At 64.2% G+C, this 17370-nt stretch carries 17 protein-coding genes; 13 read left to right on the top strand and 4 right to left on the bottom strand.

The window, feature by feature from the left end; all coding sequences use genetic code 11:
* Positions 1 to 6 precede the first annotated feature (6 nt).
* Together nthB and A8B82_RS13955 are read left to right on the top strand one after the other, a co-directional pair.
* Positions 7 to 684, top strand: a complete 678-nt coding sequence (nthB, locus tag A8B82_RS13960; protein WP_067293484.1) for a nitrile hydratase subunit beta — start codon at positions 7 to 9, stop codon at positions 682 to 684.
* On the top strand, positions 681 to 1004 hold the full coding sequence (locus A8B82_RS13955; RefSeq protein ID WP_067293481.1) for a nitrile hydratase accessory protein: 324 nt from the start codon (positions 681 to 683) through the stop codon (positions 1002 to 1004). Before nthB ends, A8B82_RS13955 begins: the two co-directional genes overlap by 4 nt.
* A gap of 51 nt (positions 1005 to 1055) precedes the next feature.
* Here the strand turns inward: A8B82_RS13955 and A8B82_RS13950 are convergent, their stop codons facing one another.
* Positions 1056 to 1451, bottom strand: a complete 396-nt coding sequence (locus tag A8B82_RS13950) for a DUF6524 family protein (protein WP_067293478.1) — start codon at positions 1449 to 1451, stop codon at positions 1056 to 1058.
* A 182-nt stretch (positions 1452 to 1633) separates the two neighbouring features.
* On the opposite strand from A8B82_RS13950, the gene A8B82_RS13945 reads away from it, so the two are divergent.
* Positions 1634 to 2926: an adenylosuccinate synthase gene (locus A8B82_RS13945; RefSeq protein WP_067293475.1), complete on the top strand. Its 1293-nt coding sequence runs from the start codon at positions 1634 to 1636 to the stop codon at positions 2924 to 2926.
* A gap of 9 nt (positions 2927 to 2935) precedes the next feature.
* The gene (locus A8B82_RS13940; RefSeq protein WP_067293473.1) at positions 2936 to 3160 is read left to right on the top strand and encodes a DUF2842 domain-containing protein; all 225 of its coding nucleotides are present in this window, start codon (positions 2936 to 2938) and stop codon (positions 3158 to 3160) included.
* A 120-nt stretch (positions 3161 to 3280) separates the two neighbouring features.
* Here the strand turns inward: A8B82_RS13940 and A8B82_RS13935 are convergent, their stop codons facing one another.
* The gene (locus tag A8B82_RS13935; protein ID WP_067293470.1) at positions 3281 to 5620 is read right to left on the bottom strand and encodes a hypothetical protein; all 2340 of its coding nucleotides are present in this window, start codon (positions 5618 to 5620) and stop codon (positions 3281 to 3283) included.
* A 138-nt stretch (positions 5621 to 5758) separates the two neighbouring features.
* Here A8B82_RS13935 and A8B82_RS13930 point away from each other — a divergent pair, with 138 nt between their 5' ends.
* A complete protein-coding gene (locus A8B82_RS13930) occupies positions 5759 to 6472 on the top strand; it encodes a thiamine diphosphokinase (protein ID WP_067293467.1) in 714 nt (237 codons plus the stop codon).
* A gap of 43 nt (positions 6473 to 6515) precedes the next feature.
* Here A8B82_RS13930 and A8B82_RS13925 read toward each other — a convergent pair whose 3' ends face one another.
* Positions 6516 to 7931, bottom strand: a complete 1416-nt coding sequence (locus tag A8B82_RS13925; protein ID WP_067293465.1) for a diguanylate cyclase domain-containing protein — start codon at positions 7929 to 7931, stop codon at positions 6516 to 6518.
* A gap of 100 nt (positions 7932 to 8031) precedes the next feature.
* On the opposite strand from A8B82_RS13925, the gene A8B82_RS13920 reads away from it, so the two are divergent.
* The 7 genes from A8B82_RS13920 (at position 8032) to A8B82_RS13890 (ending at position 14581) form a co-directional block, all read left to right on the top strand.
* Positions 8032 to 8316 (top strand): DUF3572 domain-containing protein, encoded by a 285-nt coding sequence (locus A8B82_RS13920; protein ID WP_067293462.1) that lies wholly within the window; start codon positions 8032 to 8034, stop codon positions 8314 to 8316.
* The gene (locus A8B82_RS13915; protein WP_201120817.1) at positions 8313 to 9023 is read left to right on the top strand and encodes an HAD family hydrolase; all 711 of its coding nucleotides are present in this window, start codon (positions 8313 to 8315) and stop codon (positions 9021 to 9023) included. Before A8B82_RS13920 ends, A8B82_RS13915 begins: the two co-directional genes overlap by 4 nt.
* Before the next feature lie 91 nt (positions 9024 to 9114).
* The gene (locus A8B82_RS13910) at positions 9115 to 10677 is read left to right on the top strand and encodes a trimethylamine methyltransferase family protein (protein ID WP_067293456.1); all 1563 of its coding nucleotides are present in this window, start codon (positions 9115 to 9117) and stop codon (positions 10675 to 10677) included.
* 219 nt (positions 10678 to 10896) lie between these two features.
* Positions 10897 to 11484 carry a heme NO-binding domain-containing protein gene (locus A8B82_RS13905; RefSeq protein ID WP_067293455.1) on the top strand — a complete coding sequence of 196 codons (588 nt, stop codon included), beginning with the start codon at positions 10897 to 10899 and terminating at the stop codon, positions 11482 to 11484.
* Positions 11481 to 12515, top strand: a complete 1035-nt coding sequence (locus A8B82_RS13900) for a GGDEF domain-containing protein (RefSeq protein WP_201120815.1) — start codon at positions 11481 to 11483, stop codon at positions 12513 to 12515. The genes A8B82_RS13905 and A8B82_RS13900 overlap by 4 nt, the downstream gene beginning before the upstream one ends.
* A gap of 90 nt (positions 12516 to 12605) precedes the next feature.
* A complete protein-coding gene (locus A8B82_RS13895; protein WP_067293452.1) occupies positions 12606 to 13649 on the top strand; it encodes a glycosyltransferase family 2 protein in 1044 nt (347 codons plus the stop codon).
* Positions 13646 to 14581 (top strand): glycosyltransferase family 2 protein, encoded by a 936-nt coding sequence (locus A8B82_RS13890; protein WP_067293451.1) that lies wholly within the window; start codon positions 13646 to 13648, stop codon positions 14579 to 14581. Before A8B82_RS13895 ends, A8B82_RS13890 begins: the two co-directional genes overlap by 4 nt.
* Before the next feature lie 9 nt (positions 14582 to 14590).
* Here the strand turns inward: A8B82_RS13890 and A8B82_RS13885 are convergent, their stop codons facing one another.
* Positions 14591 to 15337 (bottom strand): WecB/TagA/CpsF family glycosyltransferase, encoded by a 747-nt coding sequence (locus A8B82_RS13885; protein WP_067293448.1) that lies wholly within the window; start codon positions 15335 to 15337, stop codon positions 14591 to 14593.
* 205 nt (positions 15338 to 15542) lie between these two features.
* Between A8B82_RS13885 and A8B82_RS13880 the strand changes: the two genes are divergently transcribed.
* Positions 15543 to 16997 (top strand): hypothetical protein, encoded by a 1455-nt coding sequence (locus A8B82_RS13880; protein WP_067293445.1) that lies wholly within the window; start codon positions 15543 to 15545, stop codon positions 16995 to 16997.
* The last annotated feature ends 373 nt before the right edge of the window (positions 16998 to 17370 follow it).

Genomic DNA, 17370 nt, shown 5'->3' with positions numbered 1-17370 from the left:
AGCCGCGTGAGCCGCGTCCACGACATGGGCGGGCGGTTTGGCGACGGCCCGGTGGTGCCCGAGGATGAAGGCGTGATTTTCCACGCCGGTTGGCACCCGCGTGCCATGGCGGTCACGGTGGCGACCGGCCCGCTGGGGCAATGGAACATCGACATGTCGCGCCATGCGCGGGAATGTCTGGCCCCCAAGGACTACGCGCGCTTTTCCTATTACGAAAAGTGGATGGCGGCGCTGGCCAACCTGCTGGTGGACAAGGGGCTGGTCACCCGCGACGAACTGGCGGGCGCGTCAGAGGTACAACCCAGCCCGCTGGCGGACCACGCGTTGACCCGCGCAAGGGTGGCTGAGGTGCTGGCGCGCGGCGGGCCGGTGGATCGGCCCAGTGCGGTGACACCGATCTTTGCGGCGGGCGATGCGGTGGTGACACGGGCGCTTGCCGAAAATGCGGAGGTTCCGGGGGGCCACACGCGGCTGCCCGCCTATGCGGCAGGCGCGCGGGGGCGCATTCTGCGGCAGCACGGAACACATGTTTTCCCCGACAGCAATGCGCATGGGCAGGGCGAGGCGCCAGAGCCGCTTTATGCCGTGGTTTTCCCGGCATCCGAACTTTGGGCGCATCCCGAACATCCGGATGACGAGGTGGTGCTGGACCTGTGGCAAAGCTATCTGAGTGCCGCCCCGTGACTCGGCCGGAACCCGCCTTTGAGGCACTCTGGCATGCGCAGGTCTTTGCCCTGACGGTGCATTTGAACGAAATCGGCCAATTCACCTGGGGCGACTGGGCCGCGCGTTTCGGCGCAACCCTGCGGCGGCACGGGCTGGCGCGGGAATTGAACGGCGGCGAGGATTACTTTGCCGCCTGGCTGGAAACGCTTGAGGGGGTCTTGGCAGAGACGGGGCTGGCAGACTCCGGTGATGTCACGGCATTGCGGGACGCCTGGGAGGCAGCCTATCTGCGGACCCCGCATGGCGCGCCCGTCCGGCTGGACGACGCTGCTGGCTGACGCCAGCCCGCCCCGCCCCCCGTCCCGTTAAGCGTCCCGTCAGCCGTCCCGTTATTCGTCCACATCATCCATGTCGGCCTGACCGGAGAGCGCCCGGCGCACATGGCTCCAGCTGAGCCCGATGCCCAGGACAAAGCTGAGCGCCACCAGCGACAGCCAGACATTGAAGCTGGAATTGTCCAGCCGCAGCACCCCCAGATCATAAAGCACCCATAATGCGGCCCCCACGACCGCAAGCACCAGCAACATGCCGAAAGCCCCGATGGAGCGCAGGGTCGCGCGCAGGTAGATGATGTAACCGATCAGCAGCAACAGCCCCAGCAGCACCGCGATGGACATATTGGCGCTGCCATAATCCATCACCCAGTTGGTGTAATTGTATTCGGTCGGATTGAAGGTCACCGCCAGCAGGACAAAGGCGCAGACCCAGCGCATCACAAAACCCATAGTGCGGACCCTTTTCGCCGTTTCATGCCGAAATTACCGCTGTCCGGCCGGGAAAGTCCATGCCTCTCCCCGCCCGCAGCGCGCGGGAATGCGCGGCGATCGGTGCCCTGCCGCGTTTTTCAGTTTCACCCGCGCGTCTTCGACGTTATAGCAAGGCCGGTTGCCAAAAGGGGAAGTTCAATATGGCCAATGTCGTTGTTGTCGGAGCCCAGTGGGGAGACGAGGGAAAAGGCAAGATTGTCGACTGGCTGTCCGAGCGTGCCGATGTGATCGCACGTTTCCAGGGCGGGCATAACGCGGGCCATACGCTGGTGATCGACGGTGAGGTCTTCAAGCTGAGCCTGCTGCCCTCGGGCATCGTGCGCGGCGGCAAGCTGAGCGTGATCGGCAACGGTGTCGTGCTGGACCCCTGGCACCTGATCAAGGAAATCGAGGGGCTGCGCGGGCAGGGGGTGACCATCACCCCCGAGACCCTGATGATTGCCGAAAATACATCGCTGATCCTGCCGATCCACGGTGAGCTGGACCGCGCGCGCGAGGCGCAGAATTCGGTGGCCAAGATCGGCACCACCGGGCGCGGCATCGGCCCGGCCTATGAGGACAAGGTGGGCCGCCGCGCGGTGCGCGTGGCCGATCTGGCGGATGCGGCGACGTTGGAGTTGCGGGTGGACCGCGCGCTGGTGCATCACGACGCGCTGCGCCGGGGGCTGGGGCTTGAGCCGGTGGACCGCGACGCGCTGATCGCGGCGCTGAAAGAGATCGCCCCGGCAGTGCTGGAATATGCAGCCCCGGTCTGGAAGGTGCTGAACGAACAGCGCAAGGCCGGCAAACGCATCCTGTTCGAGGGCGCACAGGGCGCGCTGCTGGACATCGACTTTGGCACCTATCCCTTTGTCACCTCGTCGAATGTGATCGCGGGTCAGGCGGCGACCGGCACCGGCATCGGGCCCGGCTCCATCGACTTTGTGCTTGGCATCGTGAAAGCCTATACCACCCGCGTGGGCGAGGGGCCGTTCCCCGCCGAACTGCACGACGCGGATGGTCAGCGGCTGGGCGAGCGGGGGCATGAATTTGGCACCGTGACCGGGCGCAAGCGCCGCTGCGGCTGGTTCGACGCCGTGCTGGTGCGCCAGACCTGCGCCACATCCGGCGTGAACGGCATCGCCTTTACCAAGCTGGATGTGCTGGACGGTTTTGACACCCTCAAGATCTGCGTGGGCTACGAGCTGGACGGCAAGACGCTGGAATACCTGCCCACCGCCGCCGATCAGCAGGCCCGCTGCACCCCGGTTTACGAGGAAATGCCGGGCTGGTCGCAATCGACCGAGGGCGCGCGCAGCTGGGCCGATCTGCCCGCCGAGGCGATCAAATACGTGCGCCGTGTCGAAGAGTTGATCCAATGCCCCGTGGCGCTGCTCTCCACCTCGCCGGAGCGGGAAGACACGATCCTGGTCACCGATCCCTTTGCGGACTGAGGAGGCACCATGGCCCTGAGCTACAAAGCCCGCCGCCGCTGGGCGCTGGTGATTCTGCTGGTCGGTCTGCCGCTTTATATCGTTGTGGCGCTGAACCTGGTGGCCCTGTTCGACCGGCCGTCTATCCTTGTGGAACTGGCGATCTACGTGGGTCTTGGCGTGCTATGGGCGATCCCGTTCAAGTTCGTGTTCAAGGGGATCGGCCAGGCCGACCCGGACGCGCGCGACGATTGAAAAAGCGCCGCGCGCCCTGCCATCAGGCGTGACGCAGTAGCCCGGTTCCTGCATCGCCACAGCAAAAAGCCGCCCCCGAAGGGACGGCATTTCGCATGATAGATTGCAACGGTGCCGGGTTCACCCCACGGCGCGCTGGTCGGGGCGATAGCCGATATCCTCGGACACGGTAAAGCGCCCGCCTTTGATCTTTTCGATCTTGCCTGCGCGCAGCAACTGGCCAAAGGACCGCAAACCGTCTTCGCGGCTGAAGCCCTCTTCTGGGCCGACCTGACGCACCTTTGTCATCAGTTGCGGGCGCGAGAACTGCTCGAAGCCTTCGACAAAGGACATATAGGCCGCTGCCGCTTCCAGCAGTTCGGAGAGCGAATGCGCGCCCATCTCCTCGGCATATTCCGCAAAGGGGACAGTGTCATGAGCGGCGGGTTTCTGTTCTGTCACAACGGCAGAAACGCGGCGCGGGCGCACCGGGCCTGCGGCGCGGGACTTGTCGATGTCGATACGCTGTTCGGCCACCAGCTTGAGCGGTGCGGGGCGCGATTCTTCGGGGCGCGCGGTGCGGCTGCCGGACCCAACCGGGCGGCGCGGTCGCACCACCTCTGCCAGATCCGAGCGGAACGCGCGGTCCTTCTTTTCCTGCTCGGCGTCGGTGCCGATCCCGCCATCTGCCTTCTTGGCGGCGACAGCGGCACGCAGATGGGCAAAGGCATTCCGGCGTGTCGTGCTCTCGGGTTCGTCCATGTGGTGGTCGGCTTCGGCCATCAGGCGGGACATGTCGTCGCTTGCTTCATCCTCGATGGCGGGCAGTGCGTGCCGGGACGTGCCGGAAGCGCGGTCTTCGGTCTTGCGCGCGGCGGGCGCGATGTTGTCGCCTTCGATGTCTTTCTCAAGTGCGGCAAGCTCGCGGGCCAGTTCCTGTTCATCTTCGGGCGAGAGCGAGGTATCGGCCGATTTGGAAGGTGCCAGATCGTCCAGCGCCATGTCCCCATCATCCTCGTCGGACATGTCGAAATCGCTCATGTCGAAATCGTCTTCGTCCTCGTCGTCGTCGTATTCTTCCAACTCGCCACGGTTGATCGCCGCTTCCAGATCGGCGCGCTTGACCTTGATCACGCGGGCGCGGGGCTGCGGGGCGGGGGCTGCTTCGGGCTGGTTGGAAAGCCCGGCCATTTCCTCGGCATCGTCAGCGGTTTCGGCTGCATCCCCGGCTTCGGCGGCATCCTCGACTTCTGCCTCGTCCTCGTCGTCAAACAGGTTGGAAAATGCTTCCTCGTCCTGAACTTCCCCGTCCTGAACTTCCCCGTCCTGAACTTCCTCGGCCTGTGCCACGGCATCATCATCCATCGCAAGACGGCTCAGGATGTCGCTATAGTCGTCTTGATCTTCTGCCTGGTCCGCCGCATCATCCGCATCAAGCGCGTCTTCGATGTCGTGGCGGGCGCGGGCGACGAGGTCTTGCTGCGCGTCGTCCTCGGCATGGTCATCCTCTGCAAAGGCTTCCGCATCATCAAACGCGACCGGGGCGTTGCTGCCTGCGATGTCATTTTCGTCTTCGGCGTAGCCGTCCTCGTCGGCGGTGTCATCCTGCTGAGCCACAACCGCGCGGATGCGCTGAAGTTTGGCGGCAATGCTGTCAGGGGCGGGCGCGGGTTTGGCAGGGGCTGGGGCCGCCGCAATCGGCATCGGGTCGGCCTGTGCCGTTTCGGGCAGTTCGGTGGCTTCTGCCGCTTCGTCCTCAAAGTCGTCAGATTCTGCGGTGTCGGCAAAGAAGGCTTCGACGTCCGAATCGGGCTGGCCTGGCACGATGTCATTTTCGTCTTCATCCTGGGCCACGGTGTCGGGCTGGTCGTCGGCCACAGCGTCCTCGGCAACGTCACCCTCTTGCGACTGTTCGGGTGCCGCGGCGGGCTCTGCGACTGCTGCGCCGTCCGTCTTGGTCAAATCTTCCTTGGCCATGTCTTCCCTGGCCAGATCCGCCAGTTCAACATGCGCTTCTGCGGCGATGGCGGTGTCGGCTTCTTCGACGGGTGCCGGTGCGGCGGGTTCGGAGGCTGTCTCAGCTTCGGCGGGCTGCGCTGCATCGGCGGCGGCACCGGCCAGTGCCGCGATACCGGCGGCGGGCGTGCCGAAGGCGGGGCCGCTGCCCTCTGCCTGGGGTGCTGCCTGGGCTTCGGGGGCCGGTTGCTCGGGCGCGTCGCGGTGATCTTCCAGCGCGCTCAGCACGATCTTGCCCTCATGCTCGCGGGCCTGAACCCGGCGCGAAATTTCCTTTTGCGCAATCCGCGCGAGCATTTCGGCATCGGGCTGGGGAGGTTCAGCACCAAAGTAACGGTCGTCCGCCGCCAGGTCGCGGAAATACTCCGCGATCGCCTTCATGGTGCCGAAGCTGTCATCGAAACCTTCCAGCGTGCACGAAAACGTGCCATAGGAGACGGTCAGGATCTTGTTGTTACTCATCATCGGATGCTCGTCCTCTGCGGTTCTGCAGATATCTGTTTACCATGATGTCCAAGACCAAAGCGGTCCGAATCTGTGCAAGGTATCGTATCATTTCATGGCCAGAATGTGGTCAGTTTCCGGAATAAGGGCAAATAGGCCATGATTGACGGTGTTTTTGCCAAAACGAAGAGCATTGTTCACGGGGACGGTCCAATCACTTTGGTCGGTGGTGGGCAGGCTACGCCGCAAGACCTTCACAAAGCATTGACGCTGGCCCCCCGCTGCGTCGCGGCAGACAGCGGCGCGGCGCTGGCGCTGGCGGCAGGGGTAACGCCCGAAGCCGTGATCGGGGATTTCGACTCACTCTCGCCCGAGGCAAGGCGCGCGATCCCGTCCGACCGTCTGCATCTGATCACGGAGCAGGACAGCACGGATTTCGAAAAGGCGCTGACCCGCATCGCGGCCCCCGTTGTCATCGCGGTGGGTTTCACCGGCGGGCGGATGGATCATCAATTGGCGGCCCTGCATACGCTGATGGTTTGTGCAGATCGTCCCTGTGTCCTGCTCGGGGCGGAGGAACTTGTGTTCCTTGCGCCGCCCCGTATCAGCCTGCCGACGGAACGATCAGAGGTTATCTCAATGTTTCCGCTGGCCTTTGTCACGGCGCAAAGTACGGGGTTGCATTGGCCGCTCGACGGGCTTGATTTCGCGCCGGGCGTCCAGTCGGGCACCTCGAACCACGCCACCGGGCCGATGACGGTCAAGGTTTCAGCGCCCGCGCTTTTGATGATGGTGCCGCGGCGGTTGCTTGGCCCGGTTGTGGCGTCGCTGAGTGCGCCGGATGCGGCGCGTTGGCCGGGTCAGGCAGGGTGATATCAAGCCGCGCCGCAAGTGCGATCACGGCCGTTTTGGCAGGTCAGGCCGCAGGGCGGCCAAGCTTGACCTGGTTGCGGCCTTTGACCTTGGCGGCATAAAGCGCCTTGTCCGCCTGATCCATCAGTCTGGCCCCCGCATCCTGCGCCGAGACTTCGGCAGTTTCCGAAGAAGATTGAGGCAGGGTGTCCAGCGCCATGCCGATGCTGATCGTGATGCGGACAGGCTCGGGGCTGCCGGGAAGGTCGAAGGGGCGTTCGCCAATCAGGTCGCACAGGCGCAACGCGGCCTTGCGCGCCGCTGGCAGGGTGGTGGCTGGCATCACGATCATGAATTCCTCGCCGCCGATCCGGGCCACCATATCCATCGCCCGCAGGGACCCGCGCAGCCGTTTGGCAACCTCGATCAGCACCGCGTCGCCAGAGGCATGGCCGTACAGGTCATTGACGCGTTTGAAGTGATCCAGATCGCAGACCATCACCGCAAAGGGCCGCCTCGTGCCGCGCGCCTGTTCTGCCACGCGCATCAGATGTGGCATTGCATAGCGTCTGTTGTACAGCCCGGTCAGCGGGTCATAGACTGCCGCCTCCAACCCCGTCCGCACGGTCTGGCGCAGCTTTTCCGACATCCGTTTGCGCCGCAGCAGCGCCTTGAGCCGCAGGGCAAGTTCGGCAGCGTCGAAACCGTCGATCATCAGGTCGTCCGCGCCCAGGTCCAGCGCATTGGTCGCCAGTGTGGCATCGGGCCGCGTTTGCAGGACAAGGATGCCGCAATGCCGCGTCCTGGCATTTGACCGCAAGGCAGAGATCAGCTGCAACCTGTCCTCGGCGCTTGTCCTTTCCGGCCCGATGACAAGGACAAAGACATCCGGCGGGGCACCGTCCAGCCGCTTGCTCATGACCTCCTTGCCGCTGGCCAGGGTTATCTTGCCGCCCAGCAGGGGGCGCAGCCCGGTTGCCCATCGCTGGATCGTGGCCCTGTCCTGGCCCACCAGCACAAATTCGCCCTGCGGCGCAAAGGAAACCTCCGCTTCAGCAAAGCCCAATGCGCGTGTGGTATCGTCACGTATCTGCCACTCCGCCTCCGCATTGTAGGTGCGGATCAGGCTGCGCACCCGGCTCAGCAGCAAAGTCTCGTCATAGGGTTTGACCAGAACATCATGCACGCCCGATTCCAGCGTCGCCATGCGCGTGGCATGGTCGATGGCACCAGCCAGCGCCAGGATGCCGATCTGCCGGGTCTGGGGCCATTTGGCCAGTTGCCTGCAAAGGTCCGCGGCGGACCCGTCCGGCAATTCCAACGCGCTGATGATCAGGTCCGGCGCGTGGGATGCCGCGATTTCCACCGCTTCGGAAATCGTACCCGCCTGGACAACCGTATAGAATGCGCTGGCCAGTTTGACCTTCAGCACGATGCGGTTGGTGACAATCGGATCGGCAATGAGGATTTTACCTTGCATGCCTCCGACCTCCGCGTGATGTAAGAACGCATTCCATAGGTTCTTTCTTGAACTCATTGGTTAACAAAGCGTTGCTGGAACCCTAAAAACCGGAAAAGCCATGTCCAATACGCGAGAGTCCGCCGAAAGCTTTGCCCTGCATGCGCTGGCCTGGCTGGTCGGCAATGACGACCTTCTGCCGGTTTTCCTGGGCAGTACCGGGGCGTCGGAAACCGACCTGAAGGATCGCGCGACCGATCCTGCCTTTCTGGGCGGGGTGCTGGATTTCCTGATGATGGATGATGCCTGGGTGGTCGCCTTCTGTGATGAAGTCAACGCATCCTACGACAGGCCGATGATGGCACGGGCGGCCTTGCCCGGTGGTGAGCAGGTGAATTGGACATGAGTGAAATCAAAGGGTTGCTCTTTGACAAGGATGGCACCTTGTTCGACTTTGCCGCCACATGGGAGGCCTGGGCCACGGCGTTCCTGAACCGTTTGTGCGACGGCGATCATGCACGCGCGCTGCGCGCGGGCGCGCGGATCGGCTTTGACCATGACGCGGGGGTATTTGCGCCTGACAGCATCGTCATCGCAGGCACGCCCGGAGAAGTAACCGAAGCGTTGCTGCCGTCCTTCCCCGAGTTTTCGGGCCAGCAGCTGATCACGGTGTTGAACGAGGAAGCCGCGCGCGCGCCGCAGCGCGAGGCGGTGCCGCTGATTCCCCTGTTGAACGTCCTGCGCGGGCGCGGGCTGGCGCTTGGTGTCGCGACCAATGATGCAATTGTGCCTGCGCGGGCGCATCTGTCGGCGGCCGGGATCGAAGGCCTGTTCGACTTCATTGCCGGTTTCGACAGTGGCCACGGGGCCAAACCCACGCCGGGCCAGATGCAGGCCTTTGCCACATCGACGGGCCTGCCGCCTGAACGGATTGCCATGATCGGCGACAGCGCGCATGATCTGGTTGCAGGGCGCGCGGCGGGCATGGTCTGTGTCGCGGTCCTGACCGGCATGGCCACAGCCGATGCGCTGGCCCCGCTGGCCGATGTGGTCTTGCCCGATATCGGCCATCTGCCCGCCTGGCTCGACGCTCAAATTCCGCCAACCGACTAGCGGCGGCCCGGAAGCGACATCTTCCGTCGCGAACGGAACGGATGTGGGCGATGGGCTGGGGCTTTCTGAGATCAACCTCAGGAGAGCAACCATGACAGAGACCCAACCCAGACGCAAAACGCGCAGCGGCGGGCGCGCGGGGGCCAAGACCCGGCGAGGCAGCGCGGTCATCGAACAGATGCCCTGGAACCCGCCGGTCAATATCGACCGCCCCACCGAGCCGCTGGACGAGGAAGGCATCGCGGCGATTCACGATGGCGCAATGCGGATACTGGAAGAGATCGGGATCGAGTTCCTGAACCCCGAGGCCCTGGAAATCCTGGGCAAGGCGGGCTGCACCGTGAATGGCGAGAACGTCCGCATGGGGCGCGACTTTGTGATGGAATGGATCGGCAAGGCGCCCTCCGAATTCACCCTGACCCCGCGCAACCCCGACCGCCAGATCACCGTGGGCGGCAGGAACCTGCTGTTCGGCAACGTGTCCTCGCCGCCCAACTACTGGGACCTCGCGATTGGCAAGAAGGTCCCCGGCACCCGCGAGATGTGCAAGGATCTGCTGCGGCTGACGCAGTATTTCAACTGCATCCACTTTGCAGGCGGCTATCCTGTCGAACCGGTCGATGTGCATGCCTCGGTGCGGCACCTTGATGTGCTTTTTGACAAGCTGACGCTGACCGACAAGGTCATGCACGCCTATTCGCTGGGCCGCGAGCGGGTCGAGGACGTGATGGAGATGGTGCGGATTGCGGGCGGTCTGACCCATGATGAATTCGACGCCACGCCGCATATGTACACCAACATCAACTCCACATCGCCGCTGAAGCACGACTTCCCGATGATGGACGGCTGGATGCGGCTGGCGCGGCGGGGGCAGGGGCTGGTGGTGACACCTTTCACGCTGGCGGGGGCAATGGCCCCTGTCACCATGTCCGGTGCCGTGGCCCAGTCGCTGGCAGAGGCGCTCTGCGCCGTGGTGCTGGCGCAGATCATCCGGCCCGGCTGCCCGGTTGCGATCGGCACATTCACCTCCAACGTGGACATGAAATCGGGCGCGCCCGCCTTTGGTACGCCGGAATATATGCGTGCGACCCAGATGACCGGCCAACTGGCGCGGTTCTATGGCCTGCCGCTGCGGTCCTCCGGCGTCTGCGCGGCCAATGTGCCGGACGGGCAGGCGATGTGGGAAACCTCCAATTCGCTCTGGGCGGCGGTGCAGTCCGGCACCAACATGGTGTATCACGCCGCAGGCTGGCTCGAAGGCGGGCTGATCGCCAGCCCTGAAAAGTTCATCATGGATTGCGAAGTCCTGCAACAGATCCAGCGCTATATGCAGCCGGAAATCTGCGCCACCGGCCCGGATGAGATCGCGCTGGATGCGATCAAATCGGTGGGGAATGCGGGCCATTTCTTTGGCATTCAGCACACCCAGGACCGCTATACCACTGCCTTTTACCAACCTTTCCTGTCGGACTGGAAGAACTACGAGGGCTGGGAGGCCGCAGGCGCCATCTGGACGCCCGAGCGTGCGCATCACATGTTCAAGGATATCGTCACCAGTTTCGAGCCGCCCCCGATGGATATCGCGATCCGCGACGAACTGGCCGATTTCGTGGCGCGACGGAAGGCCGAAGGCGGCGCACCGACAGATTTCTAGAGCCTCCGGCCTTTTACCTGAGGCATCGCAGATCACTTTTCGCGCCCCGCCGCAGGCGAAGGCAGCGAACAAGTGTTTCATGTTCAAGGCCGGACGCTTCAGGGTCCTGATTCCGGGGCAGCCGACTGGCAGGAACTTTACCGACAATTGTACATGTTGACCCTCTGTTAATCCCTTTGCCCCAAGGTGCCTGCGGGGCTCCAAGGGAATGAGGGAACAATGCACGGTCTTATCAACCGCAGCATCCAGAACTACATCTGTGCCAGTTTCGGCGCGCACATATGGGAAGATGTCGTGCGGCATGCCGGATTGGCATTCAACAGTTTTGAGGCGATGCTGACCTATGAGGACAGCCTGACACATGCCGTCCTGGACGCGCTGGCCGATATCACCCGGCGCAGCCGCGGCGACCTGCTTGAGGATTTTGGCACTTTCATCGTGGCAGACCCGAAGTTTGAGGCGGTGCGTCGGCTGTTGCGGTTCGGGGGCGTCAGCTTTGAGGATTTTCTGCATTCGCTGGACGACCTGCCGGACCGGGCGCGGCTTGCGGTCCCGGACCTGCATCTGCCACAGATCGAATTGCGCGCCGTGGGCGATGGACGATACAGCCTGATCTGCAAATCCGACGTGGCCGGTTTTGCCCATCTGATGATGGGGGTTCTGCGCGCCATGGCCGATGACTACGGGGCCCTGGCCCTGCTTGAGCCGACCGGCGCGGTGCAGGGGGTTGAAACCCTTTCGATCTCGCTGATCGAACCGGATTATGCCGAAGGACGTGCATTTGAACTGGGAGCACGGGCGGGATGACGGGACCTGGCGACGCATCGGTGCTGGATGTCCTGTGCCCCATGCACATCGTGATCAGCGAGACAGGGCATATCACCCACGCCGGGCCGACAGCCCGCAAGCTGACCGGCGACAGGCCGATGGTCGGGGCCCGCTTTCTCGAAGTGTTTGCCGTCAACCGGCCACGGGCCGTCGCCAGCATGGAGGATCTGAAGCGGTCGGGTGGCGCGAAACTGCATCTTGAAATGCGCGCCGCGCCGCACACCGCGCTCAAGGCGGTGCTGGTGCCCTTGCCGGACGGGGATGGCAAGATGATCGTGAACCTGTCGTTCGGGATTTCGATTGTCGATGGCGTGCGGGATTATGCGCTCAGCAATGCCGATTTCGCGGCGACGGATCTGGCCATCGAAATGCTCTACCTGATCGAGGCAAAGACAGCGGCGATGGACGAATCCCGCCGCCTGAACCTGCGCCTGCAGGGGGCCAAGGTCGCGGCGGAACAAAAGGCCGATACCGATATGCTGACCGGCCTTGCCAACCGGCGCGCGCTGAACACTGTGCTGACGCGCTTGGTGGCGGGCCAGGTGCCTTTTGCGGTCATGCAGATCGACCTGGACTACTTCAAGGCCGTCAACGATACCCTGGGCCATGCGGCGGGCGACCATGTCTTGCAGACCGTCGCGCGGATCATGGCTGAAGAAACCCGCAAGAAGGACACGGTTGCGCGGGTCGGCGGGGATGAATTTACCATCGTACTTGCGGATGTGCGCGGCGATGACATTCTGCGCCGTGTCGGGCGACGCATCATCAACCGGCTGGAAGAGCCGATTTCCTTCAAAGGGCAGCTGTGCCGGATTTCCGCCAGCATCGGCACCGTCTGGATTCAATCCGGCATCAGCCCGGCAATGCACGAACTGATGGATGATGCGGATGTGGCGCTTTATGCGTCCAAACACGCCGGGCGCGCCCGCCAGACAATTTATGATCCTTCCCTGCGCGATCTTGCCGGGAAGGTATCCGCGCGGGATGCCCCTGGACAACACCCCGCCTGACGCCTTTCATGGCCACAGTGCCACGGCAAAACCACGGCGGATGCAGCCAGGTCATGGACCCCTGCGCGGGGCTGTCGTATCACCCGACGCATGAAAACACCGCTTCATATCCTGCGCCGTGTCATACGGCGTGCCGCCGAACGCCGCCGCCGCGCGCGATTCGCGGCCGCCCTGCGCCATGTTCATGGGCCAACCACGCTGGAGACCGGCAAGGATGATGTGATCGCCATCGTGCTGGTGCGCAACGGCAGCTATTACCTTGACGCCTTTCTCGACCATTACCGCAGCATCGGCATCCGGCATTTCGTCTTCATCGACAACGGGTCGACCGACGAAACGCTCGCGCGGATCGCGGCAGAGCCGGGCACGGTGATCGACCAATGCACCCTGCCGCTGGCAGGCTACGAGGACCTGCTGCGCGCCTATCCCGCCCGGACCTATGGGCAGAACCGCTGGTGTCTATACGTGGATATGGACGAGATCCTGGATTTTCAGGGGGCTTCAACCCACGGCATCCGCGCCCTGACCACCTATATGCAGGCGCGGGGCCATACCGCGATGGCGGCGCAGATGCTGGAGATGTTCCCCAAGGCGCCGCTGTCGCAGGTGGCCGATCTGCCCTATGACCGCGTGCTGCGCGATTTTGTCTATTACGACATCAGCCACATCACCCGCTTTGACTACCACAGCCCTGACATCGCCTTTTCCGCCCTGTTGCGCGACAACCGGCTTGCCAGCGATGCGGTGAAATTCTGCTTTGGCGGGGTGCGGGGCAAGGTGTTTGGTGAAAACTGCTGCCTGACGAAACATCCGCTGATCTTCAACGGGCCGGGTGTCACACCCGCGCCGCATCCGCATCTGTCGATGGGGGTGACGGTGTCGGACGTGACGCCGGTGATCCAGCATTACAAGTTTGCCAACAACCCGCTGGCCCGTGATGCCGCCTCGCTGTCCTCGGGCGATCTGGCCCATGGCGAGGACGCGGCCCGCGCCAAAGTGCTGACGGACAGCCCCGATGTCAGCCTGTTTTCGCTGGAGGCGCGGCGCTGGAACCGGGTGGAACTGCTGGCGCGCGCGGGCTTTACCGTGACGACACAGGACTATGCCGACCACCTCGCGGACCTGTCGCCGTGAAGGTCGCGGCGATCGTCATTGGCCGCAACGAAGGGGCGCGGCTGATTGCCTGCCTTGATGCGCTGTCAGGCCGCGCCGATCCGGTGATCTATGTGGATTCAGGGTCCACCGATGGCTCGGTGGCGGCGGCGCAGGCGCGCGGCGCGCAGGTGATCGCGCTGGACATGACGCAGCCCTTCACCGCCGCGCGTGCGCGCAATGCCGGGCTGGCGGCGCTGCCCGCCGATGCCGAACTGGTGCAGCTGCTGGATGGCGATTGCGTCTTGCGCGACGGCTGGATCGAGACGGCCCGCAGCTTTCTGGCGGACCATCCGCAGGCCGCCGTGGCCTGTGGTCGCCGCCGTGAGCGCCACCCAGAGGCCAGCACCTACAACGCGCTGATCGACGCGGAATGGAACACAGCCGTGGGGCAGGCCAGGGCCTGCGGCGGTGACGCGCTGATGCGTGTGGCAGCCCTGCGCGCGGTCGGCGGCTACCGCGACACTCTGATCGCTGGGGAGGAGCCGGAGCTTTGCGTCCGCCTGCGCGCGGAGGGATGGCAGGTCTGGCGGCTGGAGGCGGAGATGACCTGGCATGATGCCGACATCACCCGCTTCGGCCAATGGTGGAAACGCACGCGCCGGGCCGGTCATGCCTTTGCCGAAGGAGCAGCGCTGCACGGCGCCCCGCCCGAGCGTCACTGGGTGACCGAGACCCGGCGCGCGCTGACCTGGGGCGCGGGCCTGCCGCTGGCAATCCTGGTTCTGGCGGTTTTCTTGACGCCCTGGGCGCTGTTGCTGCTGCTGGTCTATCCATTGCAGGTGCTGCGCCTGTCGCGGCGGGGCGGGGTTGCGCAGGCGACTTTCACCGTCTTGGGCAAATTCCCCGAGGCGCAAGGCGCGTTGCAATACCTGCTGGGCCGCCGCAGGGGCCGGATCATCGAATACAAATAGCCCCGGACGTCAGCGCTGGCGCAACGCCTGTGCCACAAGCCCCGGCAGGATCGCGAAACATTTCGCATAGCGCGGCACCATCCGGCGCGGGGCCTGCAGCGCCCGCCACAGCCATTCCAGCGCCAGCATCCGCATGACACGCGGCGCGCGGACCTGATGACCCGACAGAAAATCAAGCCCCGCCCCGATCGAGGCGAAGCCGACCCCCGGTGCCTTTTCCCGGCCCCGTGCGGCAAACAACTCCTGTTTCGGCGCGCCAAGTGCAATGAAACACAGGCCTGCGCCCGACGCGGCCAGTTCGGCCAGCAGCGCATCGGCAGTGGCACCCTGCGGGTCGAACCCATAGGCCGGGGCGTGGATATGGGTGACTTCCAGACCCGCTGTGCGGTCCGTCAACGCCTGCGCCGCCCCCCTCAGCGCCGCCGCGCTGCTGCCGATCAGCGAAACCGTTGTGCCGGTCTCGGCCGCAAGGGCGCACAGCGGCAGGATCATGTCAGAGCCGGGCATGAGTTCGACCGGCTGCCGCGCCAGTTTCGACAGCCAGACGATGGGGCGGCCATCGGCCACCACCATGTCATGGGCGCGATACGCCGCCAGAAAGGCCGGATCACGGGGCAGTTTGGTCAGGTGATCGAGGTTCAGGGTGGCCAGCGCGAATCCGTCGCGGGCGTCGAATTTTTCCCGGACGGCGCGAAACAATCCCGCGCGTGTCGGCACATTGACCGCGACTTCGGCCGGGGGCGTGCCAAATTTCACACGTCACCTGCCCAAGCGCAGCACGGGGCGCAGGGCAGGCGCGCCATGGGTAACCATATATTCTTATTCATTAACAAAATCTTGCAGGCGTTCTTTTTGTCGATCTCCGGGGTTTTGCCAAATCTACCCAGATGACAGGGCGCGGGCCAGATGGTAATTTACCCGCTCGACCCTCTCACGCGACCTCAGGACACGCCCGGACCCCATGCCCAACGGCCTTGCATATCTGATGCTGCTGATCTGGCCGCTGGTCTGTCTGATCCTGTTCCGGACCCAGAAGCTGGACCGTGCGCTGATCTGGTCGATTCTGGGGGGCTATCTGTTTCTGCCACCGCTGGCAGAGTTCAACCTGCCGCTCGTTCCGGCGATGGACAAGACCTCGATCCCCAATCTGAGCGTGTTGTTGATCCTGCTGTTCGGGGTGAAATACCGGGTCAACCTCTGGCCCGATGCGCGGCTGGCGCAGTTGCTGGTGGCGGGGCTGGTCCTGTCGGCCATTCCGACCGTGCTGACCAACAGCGACCCGATCATTTTCGAGGTGCTGCGCAATACCGACCCGATTGTGTTCATGGTGGACCAGCTGCCGGGACAATCGGTGCGCGACATCGGGTCGGTGCTGATCGCGCAACTGCTGAGCCTGGTGCCCTTCCTGCTGGCGCGCCAGTTTCTGGCGACAGAAAGCGGGCTGCGCGAACTGCTGACCGCGTTTATGGTCGGGGCGTTGATCTATTCGGTGCCATCGCTGATCGAAATTCGCCTCAGCCCGCAGATGAACGTCTGGATCTACGGCTTTTTCCAGCATTCCTTCGAGCAGATGATGCGCGACGGCGGGTTCAGACCCATCGTCTTCCTGCCGCATGGGTTGTGGCTGGCGCTGTTTGTCTGCACCGGGCTGATTGCCGCTGCCGGTCTGGCGCGGGTGGCCGAACCCGAACGCCGGCTGCGGGGCTTCTGCGTGGTCGCCTATCTCGCGGTGCTGCTGGTCCTGTGCAAAAGCCTTGCGTCGCTGGCCTATGGCATGGTGCTGACCCCGCTGGTGCTGTTCGCGCCGCTGCGCTGGCAGGTCCGGTTGGCGCTGCTCTTTGCCGTTGTCGCGGTGGTCTATCCGATGCTGCGCAACTTCCAGCTGATCCCGCTGGACGCGATCATCGCCCAGGCCGAGGCGATCAACCCCGCGCGCGCGCAATCGCTGGAATACCGTTTCAACAACGAGGAGCAACTGCTGGCGCGGGCGGCGGAAAAGCCGCTGTTCGGCTGGGGCGGCTGGGGCCGCAGCCTGATCCGCGACGGCGAGACCGGGCAGATCCTGTCGATCCCGGATGGCCGCTGGATCATCATCTTCGGCACCTTCGGCTGGCTGGGCTACATCTGTGAATTCGGTCTGCTGGCCCTGCCGCTGGCGATGCTGGCGCTCTACATGCGGCGGCACGGCGAGGCGGCGCTGTCGCCGCTGGTGGCCCCCTTGTGCCTGATCCTGGGGGTGACGATGGTGGACATGCTGCTGAATGCCACGCTGACACCGCTGACCTGGCTGACGGCAGGTGCGTTGCTGGGGCATGCGGAACGCCTGATGCCAAGGGGGGCGGCCGCCCCGCGCCATGCGCTGGGGCAAACGGCGATGTCCCGGACCCGCGCAGAGGGCAAGCGCACGGTGCTTTGACCCGGGGCAAAACCACGGTTTTTGGCGCGTGGGTTCTGGCAAGAGGTTTATGTCCGGTGTGCGGAGATTGCTGCTGTTGGCTACGAAACGTCAAGCCGCGCATTGACGGGCCGTGGTTCGGCGATCCGACCTCGGTGAATGGCACTTAATGGCAGCCAAGCACTTCCGAGCTATCCATGGAAGACAACAGCAGCCAAATCGCCGTGCCAGGGGACGGCCCGGCGATGCGCGGCGGCCTGCGGCCTTGATTCCGCGCGGGGGGAAGCGGAAAGGCCTCCAACCGGACCTTCTGCGCACCGCAGGATCTGCCAACCTCCCGTTTCTGTCCGGCCAAAACCACCGATTCTGGCAAATGTGGCGCGACTGTTTCCAT

Source organism: Sulfitobacter sp. EhC04 (genome assembly GCF_001650875.1).
GTDB lineage: Bacteria > Pseudomonadota > Alphaproteobacteria > Rhodobacterales > Rhodobacteraceae > Sulfitobacter.
This window is presented reverse-complemented; position numbering and strand designations above follow the sequence as displayed.

Bases quoted from the DNA above. Each gene is read 5' to 3' on its own strand.
- A8B82_RS13950 (WP_067293478.1), bottom strand. From the start codon at position 1,451: ATGGGTTTTGTGATGCGCTGGGTCTGCGCCTTTGTCCTGCTGGCGGTG.
- A8B82_RS13945 (WP_067293475.1), top strand. From the start codon at position 1,634: ATGGCCAATGTCGTTGTTGTCGGAGCCCAGTGGGGAGACGAGGGAAAA.
- A8B82_RS13940 (WP_067293473.1), top strand. From the start codon at position 2,936: ATGGCCCTGAGCTACAAAGCCCGCCGCCGCTGGGCGCTGGTGATTCTG.
- A8B82_RS13935 (WP_067293470.1), bottom strand. From the start codon at position 5,620: ATGATGAGTAACAACAAGATCCTGACCGTCTCCTATGGCACGTTTTCG.
- A8B82_RS13930 (WP_067293467.1), top strand. From the start codon at position 5,759: ATGATTGACGGTGTTTTTGCCAAAACGAAGAGCATTGTTCACGGGGAC.
- A8B82_RS13925 (WP_067293465.1), bottom strand. From the start codon at position 7,931: ATGCAAGGTAAAATCCTCATTGCCGATCCGATTGTCACCAACCGCATC.
- A8B82_RS13920 (WP_067293462.1), top strand. From the start codon at position 8,032: ATGTCCAATACGCGAGAGTCCGCCGAAAGCTTTGCCCTGCATGCGCTG.
- A8B82_RS13915 (WP_201120817.1), top strand. From the start codon at position 8,313: ATGAGTGAAATCAAAGGGTTGCTCTTTGACAAGGATGGCACCTTGTTC.
- A8B82_RS13910 (WP_067293456.1), top strand. From the start codon at position 9,115: ATGACAGAGACCCAACCCAGACGCAAAACGCGCAGCGGCGGGCGCGCG.
- A8B82_RS13905 (WP_067293455.1), top strand. From the start codon at position 10,897: ATGCACGGTCTTATCAACCGCAGCATCCAGAACTACATCTGTGCCAGT.
- A8B82_RS13900 (WP_201120815.1), top strand. From the start codon at position 11,481: ATGACGGGACCTGGCGACGCATCGGTGCTGGATGTCCTGTGCCCCATG.
- A8B82_RS13895 (WP_067293452.1), top strand. From the start codon at position 12,606: ATGAAAACACCGCTTCATATCCTGCGCCGTGTCATACGGCGTGCCGCC.
- A8B82_RS13880 (WP_067293445.1), top strand. From the start codon at position 15,543: ATGCCCAACGGCCTTGCATATCTGATGCTGCTGATCTGGCCGCTGGTC.